The organism is Allobosea sp. FG18 (assembly GCF_057809495.1).
The window spans coordinates 22,358-37,469 of record NZ_JBMDKB010000005.1 but is presented as its reverse complement, the minus strand read 5'-3'; the positions used below and the strand labels follow the sequence as shown (position 1 = coordinate 37,469).

The 15,112-nt window shown below is 67.1% G+C and carries 12 protein-coding genes and 1 riboswitch; of the genes, 7 read left to right on the top strand and 5 right to left on the bottom strand.

Annotation, left to right across the window (positions count from 1 at the left end; all coding sequences use genetic code 11):
* Position 1: 1 nt before the first annotated feature.
* From ACODTJ_RS07285 to ACODTJ_RS07275, 3 genes are all read right to left on the bottom strand, one after another.
* Entirely contained in the window at positions 2-1,411 is a 1,410-nt protein-coding gene (locus ACODTJ_RS07285) for an amidohydrolase family protein (protein WP_454654894.1), read from the bottom strand.
* 110 nt (positions 1,412-1,521) lie between these two features.
* The gene (locus tag ACODTJ_RS07280) at positions 1,522-2,379 is read right to left on the bottom strand and encodes a LysR family transcriptional regulator (RefSeq protein WP_454654895.1); all 858 of its coding nucleotides are present in this window, start codon (positions 2,377-2,379) and stop codon (positions 1,522-1,524) included.
* Positions 2,380-2,486: 107 nt separating this feature from the next.
* Positions 2,487-3,098, bottom strand: coding sequence for an IMPACT family protein (locus tag ACODTJ_RS07275; protein ID WP_454654896.1), 612 nt, complete (start codon positions 3,096-3,098; stop codon positions 2,487-2,489).
* A gap of 146 nt (positions 3,099-3,244) precedes the next feature.
* On the opposite strand from ACODTJ_RS07275, the gene ACODTJ_RS07270 reads away from it, so the two are divergent.
* Positions 3,245-5,821, top strand: a complete 2,577-nt coding sequence (locus ACODTJ_RS07270; protein ID WP_488848014.1) for a bifunctional acetate--CoA ligase family protein/GNAT family N-acetyltransferase — start codon at positions 3,245-3,247, stop codon at positions 5,819-5,821.
* A gap of 64 nt (positions 5,822-5,885) precedes the next feature.
* Here ACODTJ_RS07270 and ACODTJ_RS07265 read toward each other — a convergent pair whose 3' ends face one another.
* Positions 5,886-7,145 (bottom strand): D-amino acid dehydrogenase, encoded by a 1,260-nt coding sequence (locus ACODTJ_RS07265; protein WP_454654898.1) that lies wholly within the window; start codon positions 7,143-7,145, stop codon positions 5,886-5,888.
* Positions 7,146-7,279: 134 nt separating this feature from the next.
* Positions 7,280-7,376: riboswitch (glycine riboswitch) on the bottom strand.
* 116 nt (positions 7,377-7,492) lie between these two features.
* Entirely contained in the window at positions 7,493-8,473 is a 981-nt protein-coding gene (locus ACODTJ_RS07260) for an alpha/beta hydrolase family protein (protein ID WP_454654899.1), read from the bottom strand.
* Positions 8,474-8,722: 249 nt separating this feature from the next.
* Here ACODTJ_RS07260 and ACODTJ_RS07255 point away from each other — a divergent pair, with 249 nt between their 5' ends.
* The 6 genes from ACODTJ_RS07255 to ACODTJ_RS07230 all read left to right on the top strand — a co-directional run bounded on the left by ACODTJ_RS07255 (position 8,723) and on the right by ACODTJ_RS07230 (position 15,073).
* On the top strand, positions 8,723-10,318 hold the full coding sequence (locus ACODTJ_RS07255) for an ABC transporter substrate-binding protein (RefSeq protein WP_488848012.1): 1,596 nt from the start codon (positions 8,723-8,725) through the stop codon (positions 10,316-10,318).
* Between the two features lie 3 nt (positions 10,319-10,321).
* A complete protein-coding gene (locus ACODTJ_RS07250; RefSeq protein WP_488848011.1) occupies positions 10,322-11,383 on the top strand; it encodes an ABC transporter permease in 1,062 nt (353 codons plus the stop codon).
* Entirely contained in the window at positions 11,380-12,297 is a 918-nt protein-coding gene (nikC, locus tag ACODTJ_RS07245) for a nickel transporter permease (protein WP_454654902.1), read from the top strand. The genes ACODTJ_RS07250 and nikC overlap by 4 nt, the downstream gene beginning before the upstream one ends.
* 11 nt (positions 12,298-12,308) lie before the next feature.
* Positions 12,309-13,172 carry an ABC transporter ATP-binding protein gene (locus ACODTJ_RS07240; RefSeq protein WP_454654903.1) on the top strand — a complete coding sequence of 288 codons (864 nt, stop codon included), beginning with the start codon at positions 12,309-12,311 and terminating at the stop codon, positions 13,170-13,172.
* Positions 13,169-13,939: an ABC transporter ATP-binding protein gene (locus ACODTJ_RS07235; RefSeq protein ID WP_454654904.1), complete on the top strand. Its 771-nt coding sequence runs from the start codon at positions 13,169-13,171 to the stop codon at positions 13,937-13,939. Before ACODTJ_RS07240 ends, ACODTJ_RS07235 begins: the two co-directional genes overlap by 4 nt.
* A gap of 210 nt (positions 13,940-14,149) precedes the next feature.
* Positions 14,150-15,073: a LysR family transcriptional regulator gene (locus tag ACODTJ_RS07230; RefSeq protein WP_488848008.1), complete on the top strand. Its 924-nt coding sequence runs from the start codon at positions 14,150-14,152 to the stop codon at positions 15,071-15,073.
* Positions 15,074-15,112 lie beyond the last annotated feature (39 nt).

Below are 15,112 nucleotides of genomic sequence, written 5' to 3'. Positions count from 1 at the left end.
GTCAGGCCGCGCCGACGCCGCCGAAGACCATGCGGCCGCGATGGAAGGTCGCGCTGCGCTCCGGCAGACGGGCCACCGCCTCGGCCGAGCAGCTCACTGGCACCAGCGTGAAATCGGCGGCATCGCCCGCCTTGGGCCAGACCCGCTCACCCTTGTCGGTGAGCGGCAGCACGCCGCCGGTCGCGATCGCCAGCGCGCGGGACAGGCGGAACTCGTCGCTGCCACGATAGAGCTGCGCGTAGAGATTGGCCTTCTCGAGCATGTCGGCGCGGCCGAAGGGCGACCAGTGATCGGTGACGCTGTCGGTGCCGGTCATCACGAACACGCCCTTGGCGCTGAGCTGCGGCAGCGGCATCGTCGAGGCGCCGAGCGGCACCGTCGAGGCGACGCTGATGCCCTGGGCGGCCATGCGCGTGGCGGCTTCATCGAGGGCGCCCGGCGACATCGTGGCGAGCGCGAAGCCGTGGCTGATCGTGACCTTGCCGCGCAGCGCCGGGTTCTTCTCGACGGTGGTGATCATGTACTGGATCGCGGCGACGCCGGCCGGGCTCGACTCGTGCAGGTGGATGTCGACGCCGGTGCCGGTGTCGAGCGCGATCTGGAACATCGCGTCGAGCGACTTCTCCATGGCGCCGTCGACATTGGTCGGGTCGAGCCCGCCGACATAGGCGACGCCCATGCTCATCGCCTCGCGCATCAACTTGTCGACCTTCGAGAGCAGCAGGCCGTGCTGCGGGAAGGCGACGATCTCGCAGTCGAAATCGGCGCGGTGCTTCTCCAGCGCGCGCTTCAGGTTTTCGAGGCTCTTCAACCCGCTGACCGGATCGATATTGCAGTGGCTGCGGGCGACCGTGGTGCCCTTGGAATGCAGCAGCGCGATGAGCTGCTCGGCATGCTGTTGCGAATCCGGCAGCAATTGCGGGATCAGCTTCTCCTCGCGGGCGATCATGTCGAGGATGGTCTTGCCCTGACGCGGCAGCGGCGCCTGCCAGGGGCGGCCATAGAAGGTCTTGTCGAGATGGATGTGCATGTCGCGCATCGCGGGCAGGGCGAGCTGGCCATGGGCCTGGTAGCTCGGCAGGCCCGCCGGCAGCGCGGCGCCGGCGGCATGGATCGCGGCGATCCTGCCGGCCTTGATCTCCAGGGTGTGGAGCCCCGAGCGCGTGCCCGTGACGACATCGCCGTCGCGGACGAAACCCTCTTCGAGCCGGACATTGGTCAGGAGATAGTGCGGCTCGGTCGGGATGCGCTTGCTCGCCTCGGCCGCAGGCTTGGCGGAAGCGGACTTGGCTGCGGCCGGCTGGGCCTGCGCGGCTCCGCCCGGCAATCCCGCCATCACGGCGCAGGCGGTGGCGAGGCCACCCGTCCGGCCGATGAACGAACGCCTGCTCTGATGATGTGCCAGTTCCATGGTCGCCGCCTCCTTGTGATTGTTGCGGACGCCATAAGCGTGATGCCGGCGATTTGGCAGCGATATTTGGCAATGCCGGCGATTGCGGCCGGCAATGCTGCCGCCACGGCCTAGGTTTCCAGCCGGCAGAAAGCGGCGAGCCGCTCGGCCAGGATCGCGGTCGAGACCGGTGCATCGTCGCGGTGATAGAGCGCGAGCTCGAAATCGGTGATCTCGGCAAGTCCTTCGGCGGCGCCGAGGACCCTGTGACCGGGCAGGCGGCACCCGGCGGGCAGGAGGGTCATGCCGAGCCCGGCCGCGGAGGCTGCGGCCAACGCCGCCAGGCTGCCGCTGCAATAGCCGATGCGCCAGCGCATGCCGAGCCCGTCGACGGCCTGGCACAGCTCGTCGCGATAGAGCCCGCCGAGCGGGAACATCGCCAGCGAGACCGGGGCGCGCTCGATCGCCGGATGCGCCAGGCTGTCGAGCCAGAGCAGGGGTTCGCGCCGGGCGGCGCGCGGCGGCTGGCCGCGCCGCTGCTTGACCAGCACGAGGTCGAGCTCCTCGCGCTCATAGGCCGTGCGCAGATCGGCGCTCAACCCGCTGCTGACGTCGAGCCTGAGATGCGGGTGCTCCCGGCTGAATTCGGCGAGCAGATCGATGGTCGGCACCGCGAAATCCTCGGGCATGCCCAGCCGCAGCACGCCGTCCCGCCAGGCGCCGGTCAGGGCATCATGGGCCTCTTCGTTGAGGGCGATGATGCGCCGCGCATAGCTCAGCAGCCGCTCGCCCTCCTCGGTGAGCTGGACCTGATGCGAGGAGCGCTCCAGCAGCGGGCAGCCCAGCAGGTCCTCAAGGCGCTTGACCTGCAGGCTGACGGTGGATTGGGAGAGCGAGACCCGATCGGCCCCGCGCGTGAAGCTCAGGGTCTCGCAGACCGCGACGAAGCTGATCAGCACCTGCGGATTGAACATCGGATAGCGATTCATGCGCTCGTCGCTCCGGGATGCACGTGTCGCGATCCCCGTGATTATCGCGACATGCGTCGCCGCCGCAATGAACGCGTGTGGCGACACATCTGAAGCGGACCTCGCGGCTAGGTGTTCCAATCGATCGTGGCGCGCCCGCTGGTGAGATCGGTCACCAGCCGTGCGACGTCATCGGCTTCGGCCTTCGAAACGGAGACCGACAGCACCGCGCCTGCATCGGTGAAGGCCTGATCGCTGATCGTTACGCCGGGCAGGGCGCCAAGCCGCGCGCCGACAAGAGCCAGATCGCTGAAGCCGCAGGTGATGGCTGCCGGAACCGTCTCGATGAGCTGCGTCTTCGCCGCTTCGCGCAGGCACTGGGCGGCGCTGCCGCCATAGGCCCGGACCAAGCCGCCGCTGCCCAGCAGGACGCCGCCGAACCAGCGCGTGACGACGACGACGACGCGATCGAGCCCTTGCCCGTCTATGGCCGCGAGGATCGGCTTGCCGGCGGTGCCGCTCGGCTCGCCGTCATCGTTGAAACGATAGCTCTGGCCGAAGCGCCAGGCCCAGCAATTGTGATTGGCCGCAGCATCCGACTGCGCGGCGACGAAGTCCCTGGCCGCCGCCTCGTCGGCAACGGGCCCGGCAACCGCGATGAAGCGGCTCTTCTTGATTTCCTGCCGGATTGACGAGACCCCGACGAGGGTAAGGCGCGCGACCATGCGTCCCTGTAACATGCTCTGCTCGAAGAGGAACCGGGTTAAAAGCTCAAGGAAACGTCCGGGATGACTGGCAGCGCAGGCCGGGCGCCCATAGAACATGTCTGGCCTGACCGCGGAGAATCGCGTCTGCTGGTCTGACGCCAGACGGAAACGGCCGACCCATGACGCTCGCCCTGCTCAGACGCGCGCTTGAACCGATGACGGTGACGGCCATCGCCGGCTCGCCTGAAACGGATGTGCTGGTGGCACAGATCCGTTCGGAGCCGTATCGTGGCGCGCTCACGGTGCTTTCGGATGGGGATGTTCCCGCAGCGCTGCCGCCCTCCGATCTCCTCATCGCTCCGGCAGCGGCTGCGGAGCAGGTGCTGGCGGCTGCGGCCGGGCAGGATTGTGCCGGGCTGCTCGTGCCGGACGGGACGGCCGCCGATGCCGGGCGCCTGCGGCGCGCGGCGCGAGCCGCCGGCGTGCGCCTGCTCGGACCGTCCTCGCTCGGCCTCGCCGCGCCGCGCCTCGGCCTCAATGCGACCGCCGTCCCCGTGCATCTCGCTGCCGGTTCGCTCGCTCTCGTCGCACAGTCCAATTCCGTGGCGGCCGGCATCCTGGCCTGGGCTGGCAGGCGCGGGATCGGCTTCGCCGGTGCCGTGGTCCTCGGCGAAGGGGCCGATGTCGATATCGCCGATTGCCTGGATCATTTCGGCGCCGATCCATCGACCCGGACGATCCTGCTCGCGATCGACGACGTCACGGACGCCGCGCGCTTTCTCTCGTCGGCACGCGCTGCGGCGCGGCTGAAGCCGGTGCTGGTCCTGAAGCCGCCGCATTACGAGCCGCCCTGGCCGGCCCTGACGCATTCGGCCCTGATCGTCACCGGCGACGCCGCGCATGATGCCGCCTTCCACCGGGCCGGGCTGCTGCGGGTCAGCGATCTCGACGAGCTCTTCGCGGCGGCCGAGACGCTGGGGCGTGCACGCGCGGCCGATGCCGGCCGGCTGGCGATCGTCAGTAATGGCGAAGGGCTTGCGGCATTGGCCGCGGCGCGGCTGCGGCAGGCGGGCGGTATGGATCGGCAGCTCCGGGAGCCGGCGATCGTCCGGACGGCGCAGGATTATCGCGAAGCGGTCGCTCGCCTGCTGGGCGAGAGCGATGTCGATGCCGTCCTGGCGCTCAATGCCCCGCTCGCGCCGGACGATGCCGCCGATTGCGCGCGCGCCCTGGCCGAGGCCCGCGCGGCCTCGCCGGGACCCAAGCCGGTGCTCGCGGTCTGGGTCGGCGGCGGTGAGGAGATGGCGGGGATTTTCGCGGCGGCCGGCATTCCGTCTTTCGTGACGGAGCAGGATGCGATTGTCGGTTTCCAGCACCTGACGCGGCATGCCCGCCTGCTCAAGGAGCTGATGGCGACGCCGTCCGTGCTCGACGAAGGCGATCAGCCGGACATCGCGGCTGCCGCCGTTCTGGTCGAGCGGGCGATCGCGCAAGGCCGAGCCTGGCTCGAGCCCGACGAGGTTGCACAGCTGCTCGCCCTGTTCCGGATTCCGGCGCTCGGCCTCGTCATCGCGGGAAACGCCGCCGAAGCCGCCACTGCCGCCAGGGCACAGTTCGCGGCCGGCCGCACCGTCGCCCTCAAGATCGTCTCGCCCGATGTCGCGCATAAATCGGATGTAGGCGGCGTCGAGCTCGATCTCGCCAATGAGGAGGCCGTGCGGGAAGCCGCCGGCCGGATGACCGAGCGCCTGCGGCAGCAGCGTCCCGAGGCGCGGTTGACGGGTTTCATGGTGCAGCCGATGGCGCATCGCGCCAAGGCTCGCGAACTGATCGCCGGCTTTTCCGTCGACCCGCGCTTCGGCCCGGTCATCGTCTTCGGCCGCGGGGGGACGGCGGCCGAACTCATCGCCGACACGCATGTGGCGCTGCCGCCGCTCGATCTCGCCTCGGCCGAGAGCCTGATCGCCCGGACGCGGGTTTCCCGCCTCCTTGCCGCCTATCGTGACGTCCCAGCCGCCGACCGGCGTGCCATCGCCGCCGTCCTGGTGGCGCTCGGCAACATCGCCTCGGCGCTGCCGCAGATCCGCGCGATGGATCTCAATCCGATCCTCGCCGATGCGAACGGCGTCGTCACGGTCGATGCGCGCGTCGTGCTGGAACCGGACCCGGCACGGCGGCGCCGGCCGGCGATCCGGCCCTATCCCGGCAGCTGGAGCTCGCAGCTCGTGCTCGGTGAGCGGCGCTTCTTCATCCGCCCGATGAAGCCGGAGGATGAGCTGCTGATCGGCGCGATGCTGGCCCGGGTCACGGCGGAAGACCTGCGCTTGCGCTTCTTCGCGCCGCTGAAATCGTTCAGCCACGCCTTTCTCGCCCGCCTGACCCAGCTCGACTATGCGCGGGAGATGGCCTTCATCGCCATCGAGGAGGGCAGCGGGGACGCGGCGGGCGCCGTTCGCCTGCATGCCGATCCCGGCCATGTCGAGGCCGAATATGCGATCCTGCTGCGCTCCGACCTGAAAGGCATCGGGCTTGGCCGTGCGCTCATGGAGCTGATCATCGACTGGGCCAAGGCCGAGGAGCTGCAGCGCGTCCATAGCCAGGTCCTGGCCGAGAACGGGCCGATGCTCGCGCTCTGCCGCGATCTCGGCTTCGAGATCACGCTCGATCCCGACGATGTTTCCGTCAAGCGCGTCGCGCTCGATCTGAGCGCGGCCGGCGGCAAGAGGCGACCCAAACGCCGGTCGCGACGCGGATAGCGTGACGACCGTAGCGGCGCGGGCCAGCCGGAGGTGCCGGCCGGCCCGCGCGGATAGCTCGTTTCTATGCCAGGCTGTTGGGGCGCTGCGTGATCAGCGCGCCGACGGCGTCGGCGGTGGCCGCCGACAAGGTCCAGCCGAGATGGCCGTGGCCGGTGTTGTAGAACACCCGCGGATTTCGGCCGTGCATGACGCGTGGAACCATATCCGGCATCATCGGCCTCAAGCCGGCCCAGGGGATGACCTGGCGCGTGCTCATCTTCGGGAAATGCTGGCGACACCAGGCGATCAAGGGTTCGACGCGCGCGGCCCGGATATCCTTGTTGTAGCCGTTGAACTCCGCCGTTCCGGCGACGCGGAAGCGCGACGCTCCCAGGCGGCTGGTGACGATCTTGGCCTGATCGTCGAGCAGGCTCGTCCAGGGAGCGGCGTCCTGGTCGGCCTTTTCCGGCAGTTCCACCGTGATGGAATAGCCCTTCACCGGATAGACGTTCATCCGATCGCCGGCCTTCGCGGCGAGCTGGCGCGAGCCGACACCGCCGCAGATCACGATCGAATCGAAGGTCGCGACCTGCGCCTCCTGCGCGCGCGGTTCCGCTGCGGACAGGCTGAAGCCGATCTCGACCGAGCGCGTCCCGGGCGTGATCGAGAGGACATCGACGCCGAACCGCATCTCGGCGCCCAGCTTTTCACAGGCGCGCGACAGGCCGGCCGTGAATTTGTGGATGTCGCCGGTGAAGTCCGAAGGGGTATAGAACCCGCCATGAAAGTCGCCATGCAGGGCGGGCTCGATCGACCGGATATCCTGCGGAGTCACCGCCTTCCGCTCCAGCCCGGCCTTGGCGAGGAGCGAGGTCACCCGCGCGGCGGCCTCGAAATCCTTCCTGCCGCGATAGACGTGCAGGATTCCGCGCTCCTCGCAGTCGAAGGCGATGCCTTCCGCCGCCGCGATCGTTCGCAGGTGGTGCCGTGCCTCCATCGCCAGGCGGGCGGTCGTGATGGTGTTTTCCTCGTAGCGCGGGATGGCGGCAACGAATTCGGCCATCCAGGAGAGCTTGTGCCATCCCGGCCGCGGGCTGACGAGCAGCGGCGCGCCCGGCGTGAACATCCATTTTATGCCCTTCAGCATCGTCGCCCAGCTGTTCCAGACCTCGGCATTCGAGGCGGAGAGCTGGCCGCCATTGGCGAAGGAGGTCTCCATCGCGGCATAGGGATGCCGCTCGAACACGGTGACATGGCAGCCGCGTTTGAGAAGGTTGTAGGCGGTGGTGATGCCGGTGATCCCGGCGCCGATCACGGCGATGTTGAGGTTTTCTATCGACAAGAAGGCGCTCCTTCCGCAGTCCCTGCGGAGATGGCGCCCCCTCTGTCATTGGCCTGAGAGCTTCGCCTGCGCTCATCATCGAGCGGCAGACTTACACCGTCGGCGGGAGCGACTGCTCCGCTTTTCAGAGTTTCAATTCGGGTGCGGTTCTTTTGCCTGAGAGTTTCCGGGGCGGTTGCTCCGTCGGCGCCTTCCCGGATGACCCGAGACGATCTCTCCCGCGAATTTTCGTGATCGTGACACTGTTCCGGTATGCCGGCTCCGGGAGCGCATCTTTCCCGCAGCTGGCCGTTTCCCTCCTCGGCCGGGTCAGATGCCAGGCGATGCTGGCGCTGCGCGCTTCGGCGTCAAGGCTTTGCGCCCGGTCCCGCAAGGCGATCGAGGAACCGATCGGCATGAGGTTGCCAGAACGCGCGGCCTTCCGCCGTCGGGAACAATCTGTGCCCGTCTTCGCCGAAGGAGTCCAGAAGGTGATATTCGGCATCGCCGCCGGCCGAGCGATAGGCCTGCGCCATGCGCGACGTCAGGGTGCTGTCGAAGAAGCGATCGTTCCGAGTGTAGATCCACAAGGTCGGGACCTTCGACGAGCGCCCGAACGTCGCCGCTGCATCGATCAGGCTGTCCGGCGAACAATTCTGGTTCGGCTTGCCTCCGGCATAACCGCCGCGACCGCCGGCGAAATTGATGACAGCTCGTACGCCCGTTGGACTCCGGCTCGCCGCGGCCAGCGAACCCCAGCCGCCGGCCGACTGGCCCACCAGCAGGATGTCGTCAGCCCGGACCGTATCGAGGCCCGCGAAATAGCGGGCGACGTTCTGGATGTCGTCCGCTGTCGCCAGCCCGCCGCCGACGTAGTCGGGCTTGCTGCAGGGGCCATAGGCCTCGGCCCAGACGCCGCCGCGCGGACCGTAGCCACGGCGCAGCGGCAGCACGACCATGTAGCCGCGGGACAGCAGCCAGTCCGCGCCCGCCCGATATTCGGGAGGCGCCATCGTCTTGCGCGCGGCAGCGTTTGCAGGCGAGCCGTGGCTGACGATCGCAAGCGGGAACGGACCGGGCCCCGATGGAACGAGGACGCGCGTCGGCAGCAGGATGTCGACACCCTGCGCGTCCTTGCCCACGGGAACGAACCAGGCCTGTTCGCCGGAGCGCTCGGCGTCGGCGGAGAGACGCCCTGGCCGCGGATATTCGACGATCTCCCAGGGATTGGTGGGCGCTGCCTGCGCCGATGGAACCAGACCCAGCGCCAGCACCGAGGCGGCAGCGGCATATTTCAACGGAACGATCCAATCAGCAGCGGAGGCGATGCCCGATGCGAAGAGAGACATATTCGTATTCCACCTCTGTTGATTTTCTTTAAGGAAGTAGTTTGACGATTTCGAGTCAAGTGATATTGCATTGCATCAAGGTAATTTTGACCGTATCTGCGATGTTTTCAAAAAAGTATTTTGATTATGCATTTAAAGCATAATCTTGTGCTTGATGATCTCGGCGATTAACAACATTCTTCTCCCAACAATATCGCGGTCGAAGCGACCTTGATGTCGATTTCGATCCGCTTGGGAGGGATATCCGACATGTTGATCCGATTTGCCTGCGCCGCTCTGGCGGGCTCGCTCCTGCTCGGCTGTGCCGCGACATCGGGGCAGGCTGCGACGCCCAAGGACGTGTTCGTCATGGCGAGCGACCTTACGACCTTCATCACCTTCGACCCGGCCGCGGCCAACGAGTCGTTCCCCAATGAATTGCTGCGGCAGATGTGCACGCCGCTGCTGTCGCTCGACCATCAGGACCCGTCGAAGGTGGTCGCAGGCGTCGCCGAGACATGGTCGAGCTCCCCGGACGGGAAGACGTGGACCTTCTCCATCCGGCGCGGCATGGTCTTCGCCTCGGGCAAGCCGGTGACGTCGTCGAGCGTCGCCTGGTCGATGCGCCGGTCGCTGAAGCTGAACCTCGTCACCGCCAGCCTGATGCGCGACTGGGGGCTGAATTCGCCGGACCAGATCGCGACGCCGGACGACCATACGCTCGTCATCACCCTGACGAAGGATCTCGCGCCGTCGATCACGCCTTTCGCCTTCACCAACCACCGCCTGGGCGCGGCGCTCGACCGCGACACGGTGATGGCGAATGAGAAGGAGGGCGATCTCGGCGCCGGCTGGCTGAACACCAATGTCGCCTGCTACGGCCCCTACCGCCTGAACACCCTGCGCGCCCAGGAAGTCGTGATCCTGGAAGCCTATCCGAAGTACTGGAGCGGGGCGCCAGCGATGAAGCGGATCATCGTGCGGCATGTGCCGGAGCCGGGCGCGCAGCGGCTGCTGCTCGAGAAGAACGACATCGACTACGCCAAGTCGGTCGAGGCCTCGTCGCTTGCCGCCATGGTCGCCAACCCCGACCTGCGCTTCCAGTTCAAGCCGCGGCTCGACAGCGTCTATCTCGCGCTCAACCAGAAGGACCCGGTCCTCACCAATCCGAAGGTGATCGAGGCCTTCCGCTACCTGATCGACTATCAGGGCCTGAGCGAGACGGTGCAGAAGGGGCGCGCCGAAATCCGGCAGAGCTTCGTGCCCGCCGGCGTGTTCGGGGCGCTGCCGAAAGGCGAGAACCCCTATCGGCTCGACATCGCCAAGGCGAAGTCCCTGCTCGCCGAAGCCGGTTATGGCGACGGGTTCAAGAAGACGATCCTGACGATGACGAACTACCCCTTCCCGGATCTGGCGCAGAACCTGCAGCAGAATGCCGCGAAGGCCGGCGTCACGCTGGAGGTCCGGACCATGGCGACGGCGCAGCTCTACACGCTGATGCGCAGCCGCGACTTCCAGATGCTGATGGCAGTCTACGACTACGACTATCCGGACGCCAACGATATGGCGCTGCGGATGGCCTACAACCCCGACAACAGCGATGCCGCGAAGGCCACCAACTTCCTCGCCTGGCGCGCGGCCTGGGCACCGAGTGCCTGGTTCAAGGAACAGGTCGAAACCGCCCAGCGCGAGCGCGATCCGGTCAAGCGCGCGGCGCTCTATGCCGAGCTGCAGCGCCGCCACATGCAGGAATCGCCGATCATCGGCATCTTCCAGCGGCTGGGCGCGATGGCCCTGCACAAGCGGGTCAAGCGCTTCGACTACAACGGCGCCGAGATCTTCTACGACACGATCCAGAAGGACTGAGCCGTGAGCTCCCTGACCGATCTCGCGCCGCCGCGGCCTGTCCGCTCGCGCCGGCCGCGCTGGGTGCTTCCCGCCCTGCGCGGCAGCTTCTCCATCGCGCTCACCCTGCTCGGCCTGCTGGCGCTGACCTTCTTCATCGGCCGCGTGCTGCCCTTCGATCCGATCGCCGCCGTGGTCGGTGAGAAGGCCGACGCCAGCGTCTACGAGACCGTCCGCGCCAAACTGGGGCTCGACCAGCCGCTCTATGTCCAGTTCGGCCTGTTCCTGCGCGACATGCTGAGCGGGAATTTCGGGCGGGCGATTTTCACCGGCAATGCCGTCGCCGACGATCTCAGGCACGTCATCCCGGCAACGGTCGAGCTCGCCACCGTCGCCATCATCATCGGCTGCGGTTTCGGCATCCCGCTCGGCGTCGCGGCGGCGGTCTATCGAGGACGGCCGATCGACCATGCCGTGCGGCTGCTATCGCTCGTCGGCCACTCGGTTCCGATCTTCTGGCTCGGCCTGATGGGGCTGATCATCTTCTACGCCTGGCTCGGCTGGGTCGGCGGCTCCGGGCGGGTCGACATCTTCTATCTCGACGCCGTGCCGCGGCGGACGGGCATGCTGCTGGTCGATTCCCTGCTGGCCGGCGACTGGGACGTCTTCGTCAGTGCGTTCAGGCACATCATCCTGCCGGCGCTCCTGCTCGGCTATTCCTCGATGGCCTATATCAGCCGCATGACCCGCAGCTTCATGCTCGACCAGCTCGGGCAGGAATATGTCACCACGGCGCGGGTCAAGGGGCTGTCGCGGCGGCGCGTGGTCTGGGGCCATGCCTTCCGCAACGTGCTGGTCCAGCTCGCGACCATCGTCGCGATTTCCTATGGCGGGCTGCTCGAAGGGGCGGTGCTCACCGAGACGGTCTTCGCCTGGCCCGGCTTTGGCCAGTACCTGACCACCGCGCTGATGATCGGCGACATGAACGCTGTGCTCGCCTGCACGCTCATCGTCGGGCTGGTCTTCATCTGCCTGAACCTGATCACCGACCTCCTCTATCGCTTCCTGGACCCGCGCACCCGATGACGGTTCAATCTTTCGAGCGCAGCGCCCCGTTGCGATCCTGGCTTCTCGCCGAAGCGCCGGAATCCGGCTTCCAGGCCTGGTCGCAGAGCTTCTATCTCGCCTGGCTGCGCCTGGCCGGGAACCCCCTGGCGGTTCTCGGCGTGATCGTCCTGCTGGCGGTCGGGCTAGTCGCGCTGATGGCGCCGTGGATCGCCACCCACTCGCCCTTCGAGCAGGTCCTGGCCGAGCGGCTCCAGCGCCCGAGCGCGGCGCATTGGCTGGGAACCGACGAGCTTGGCCGGGATGTCTTCAGCCGCATCGTCTACGGCGCCCGGACCACGCTTTACATCGTCGGCCTCGTCGCCGTGATCGTCGGGCCGATCGGCCTGTGCATCGGCGCGACCGCCGGTTATCTCGGCGGCTGGGTCGAAGCCCTGCTGATGCGGATCACGGATATCTTCCTGTCCTTCCCGAGCCTAATCCTGGCTCTGGCCTTCGTCTCGGCGCTCGGCCCCAGTCTCGACAATGCGATCATTGCGATCGCGCTCTCGTCCTGGCCGGGCATCGCCCGCCTCGCCCGGGCGGAAACGCTGACGATCCGCTCCAGCGACTATGTCGACGCGGTGCGCGTCATGGGCGCCTCGACGCCGCGGATCATCTTCAAGCACGTCATGCCGATGTGCCTGCCCTCGGTTGTCGTGCGGGTGACGCTGAGCATGGCCAGTGTCGCGCTGACGGCGGCGGGGCTCGGCTTCCTCGGCCTGGGCGCGCAGCCACCGACACCGGAATGGGGCGCGATGCTCTCGACCGCTCGGCAATATCTGCTCGAGCATTGGTATCTCGCCGCCATGCCGGGCCTCGCCATCCTGACCGTCAGCCTCGCCTTCAACCTGTTCGGCGACGGGTTGCGCGACATGCTGAACCCGCGCAGCTGAGGGAGATGGTGATGACCCCGAACAGTCCCATCCTCACGGTCGAGGATCTGCGCGTCGGCTTCCCGACGCCGCGCGGCACGGTGGAAGCCGTGCGCGGTATCAGCTTCGCGATCGGCCGCAACAAGGTCGGCATCGTCGGCGAATCCGGCTCCGGCAAGTCGATGACCGGCCGCGCCATCCTCAAGCTGCTGCCGGGCGGCGCGACGTCGACCGTCAAGTCGATGAAGCTCGGAGACACCGATCTCGCGGAGTTGAGCGAAAACGAGATGCTGGGCATCCGCGGCAAGCGCATCTCGATGATCCTGCAAGACCCGAAATATTCGCTCAATCCGGTCATACGGGTCGGGCACCAGATCGCCGAGGCTTTTCGCGTGCATCATCGCGCTTCCAGGGCCGAGGCGGAGGAGCGGGCGCTGGAAATGCTCGCCGCGGTCCGCATCCGCGAGCCCAGGCGCGTCTTCTCGCTCTATCCGCACGAGGTCTCCGGCGGCATGGGACAGCGCATCATGATCGCGATGATGCTGATCCCCGAACCCGAGCTGATCATCGCGGACGAGCCGACCTCGGCGCTCGACGTCACCGTCCGGCTTCAGGTCCTGGCCATTCTCGACGATCTCGTGACCACGCGCGGCATCGGCCTGATGTTCATCAGCCATGACCTCAACCTCGTCTCGAGCTTCTGCGACGAGGTGCTGATCATGTATGCGGGGCGCATCGTCGAGCGCTGCCCCGCCGCGGAGCTTCACCGGGCGAAGCATCCCTATACGCGCGGCCTGCTGGCCTCGCTGCCCCGGCTCGAAGACGGCCACAAGCGCCTGCGGGTGCTGGAGCGCGACCCTTCCTGGCGCGATGAACCCATTCCGGCGGAAACATGATCGAAGTCAGCCAGTTGCGCGTCGCCTTCGGCGCGGATGAAAACCAGACCATCGCCGTCGACGACGTCTCCTTCATGATCCCGGAAGCGACCGTCTATGGGCTGGTCGGAGAATCCGGCTGCGGCAAGACGACGATCCTGCGCTGCCTCTGCGGCCTCAACCGGCAGTGGTCGGGCGCGATCAGGGTCAACGGGAAGGCTGTCGGGCCGGTGCGCGATCTCGCCTTCTACCGGATGGCCCAGATCGTGTTCCAGGACCCTTACGGCTCGCTGCATCCCCGGCACACGGTCAACACCATCCTGTCTGAGCCGTTGCTGGTGCACGGCATCGCCGATATCGGCATGCGCGTCTCCCGCGTCCTCGCGCAGGTCGGACTCGGCGAAAGTTTCCGCTTCCGTTACCCGCACCAGCTCTCGGGCGGCCAGCGCCAGCGTGTGGCGATCGCACGGGCGCTGATCCTCGAGCCGCGTATCCTCTTCTTGGACGAGCCGACCTCGGCGCTCGATGTCTCCGTCCAGGCGGAGGTCCTCAACCTGCTGCGCGACATCCAGGTCGAGCAGGGCCTCACCTGCGTCCTCGTCAGCCACGACCTTGCCGTGGTCGCGAATCTCTGCAACCGGCTCGCCGTGATGAACCAGGGCAAGCTGGTCGAGGAGCTGAGTGTCGCGGACCTGATGTCGGGCCGGGCCCATAGCGGCTACACGCAGAGGCTGATCGCAGCCAGCACGGGCTATGATCGCGCGCTGGTCAGCCTCGATTCGGATTAACCCGCCTTGTGTTGGCGGAAGAGGGCGATGCCGGCGGGGCACTGTCACCGGACGTTGCCGCGTGCTGCCATCCTGACGAGCTAGTGCAAATCCGCAATTCTTCGGATTGCAGAATTGCTCTAGGCCTTTGTTTTATCGCATTTTCTTCACGCGAACCGGTGCCCACTTCGCTCGAAAATGCTCTGGGGGGAAGCGATGGAGGTCAAATGGTTGGAGGATTTCCTCAGCCTGGCGAGCACGGCCAGCTTCTCGCGCTCCGCAGCCGAGCGTCATGTGACCCAGTCGGCCTTCAGCCGCCGTATCCGGCAGCTTGAGGATTGGGTCGGCCTGCCCCTGATCGACCGGGCTACCTATCCGGTCCGCTTGACCACGGCGGGAGAGAGTTTTCGCGGGACGGCGCAGGATTTGCTGCAGGATCTGCTGCGCGCCAGGGACAGCCTGCGCGAGAAACAGGGCCTGCGCGCCAATACCTTGAGCTTCGCCGCGCTCCACACCTTGTCGCTGACCTTCTTCCCACAATGGCTGCGACGGATCGAGCCGCGCTGCGGCGGGCTCAGGACGCGGGTGAGCGCCGACAATAACGGGATCGACTCCCTCGTGACGTTGCTGCGGGAGGGCGGCAGCGATTTCCTGCTGATGTATTCGCACAGCGCCGTGCCCGTCTTCATCGGCGACAGCGACATCACGCATGCGCGCCTGGGCGACGAGCGGGTCATTCCGGTCTCGGCTCCCGATGCGAACGGCCGCCCCATCCACCGGATCGAGCCGGGAGCGGCGCCGGCCCGCCATCTTGCCTATGGAACCGGGTCGTTCTTCAGCCACGCGCTGGCGGATCTGTTCGCGAGCAGGTCGCTCGAGCGCGTCACGATCCACGAGAACACGATGTCCGAGGGCCTGAAGGCGATGGCGCTGGCCGGCTGGGGACTGGCCTGGATACCGGAGAGCATCGTGCGGCTCGACCTTGCCGGCGGGCAACTCGTGCGCGCAGCCGACCCCAGCTGGGATCTGACGGTCGACATCAGGCTTTATCGCTCTCTGTCGAATGCTCGCCCCGTGGTGGAGCAATTCTGGAACATCGTCAGCACAGAGGAACACGGGTCGGCAGGCGTCAAACCGCAACTGGCCCGCTGCTGACGGTCTGTCGGGATCCGGGAAGGGCGCTGCGAAAGGGCC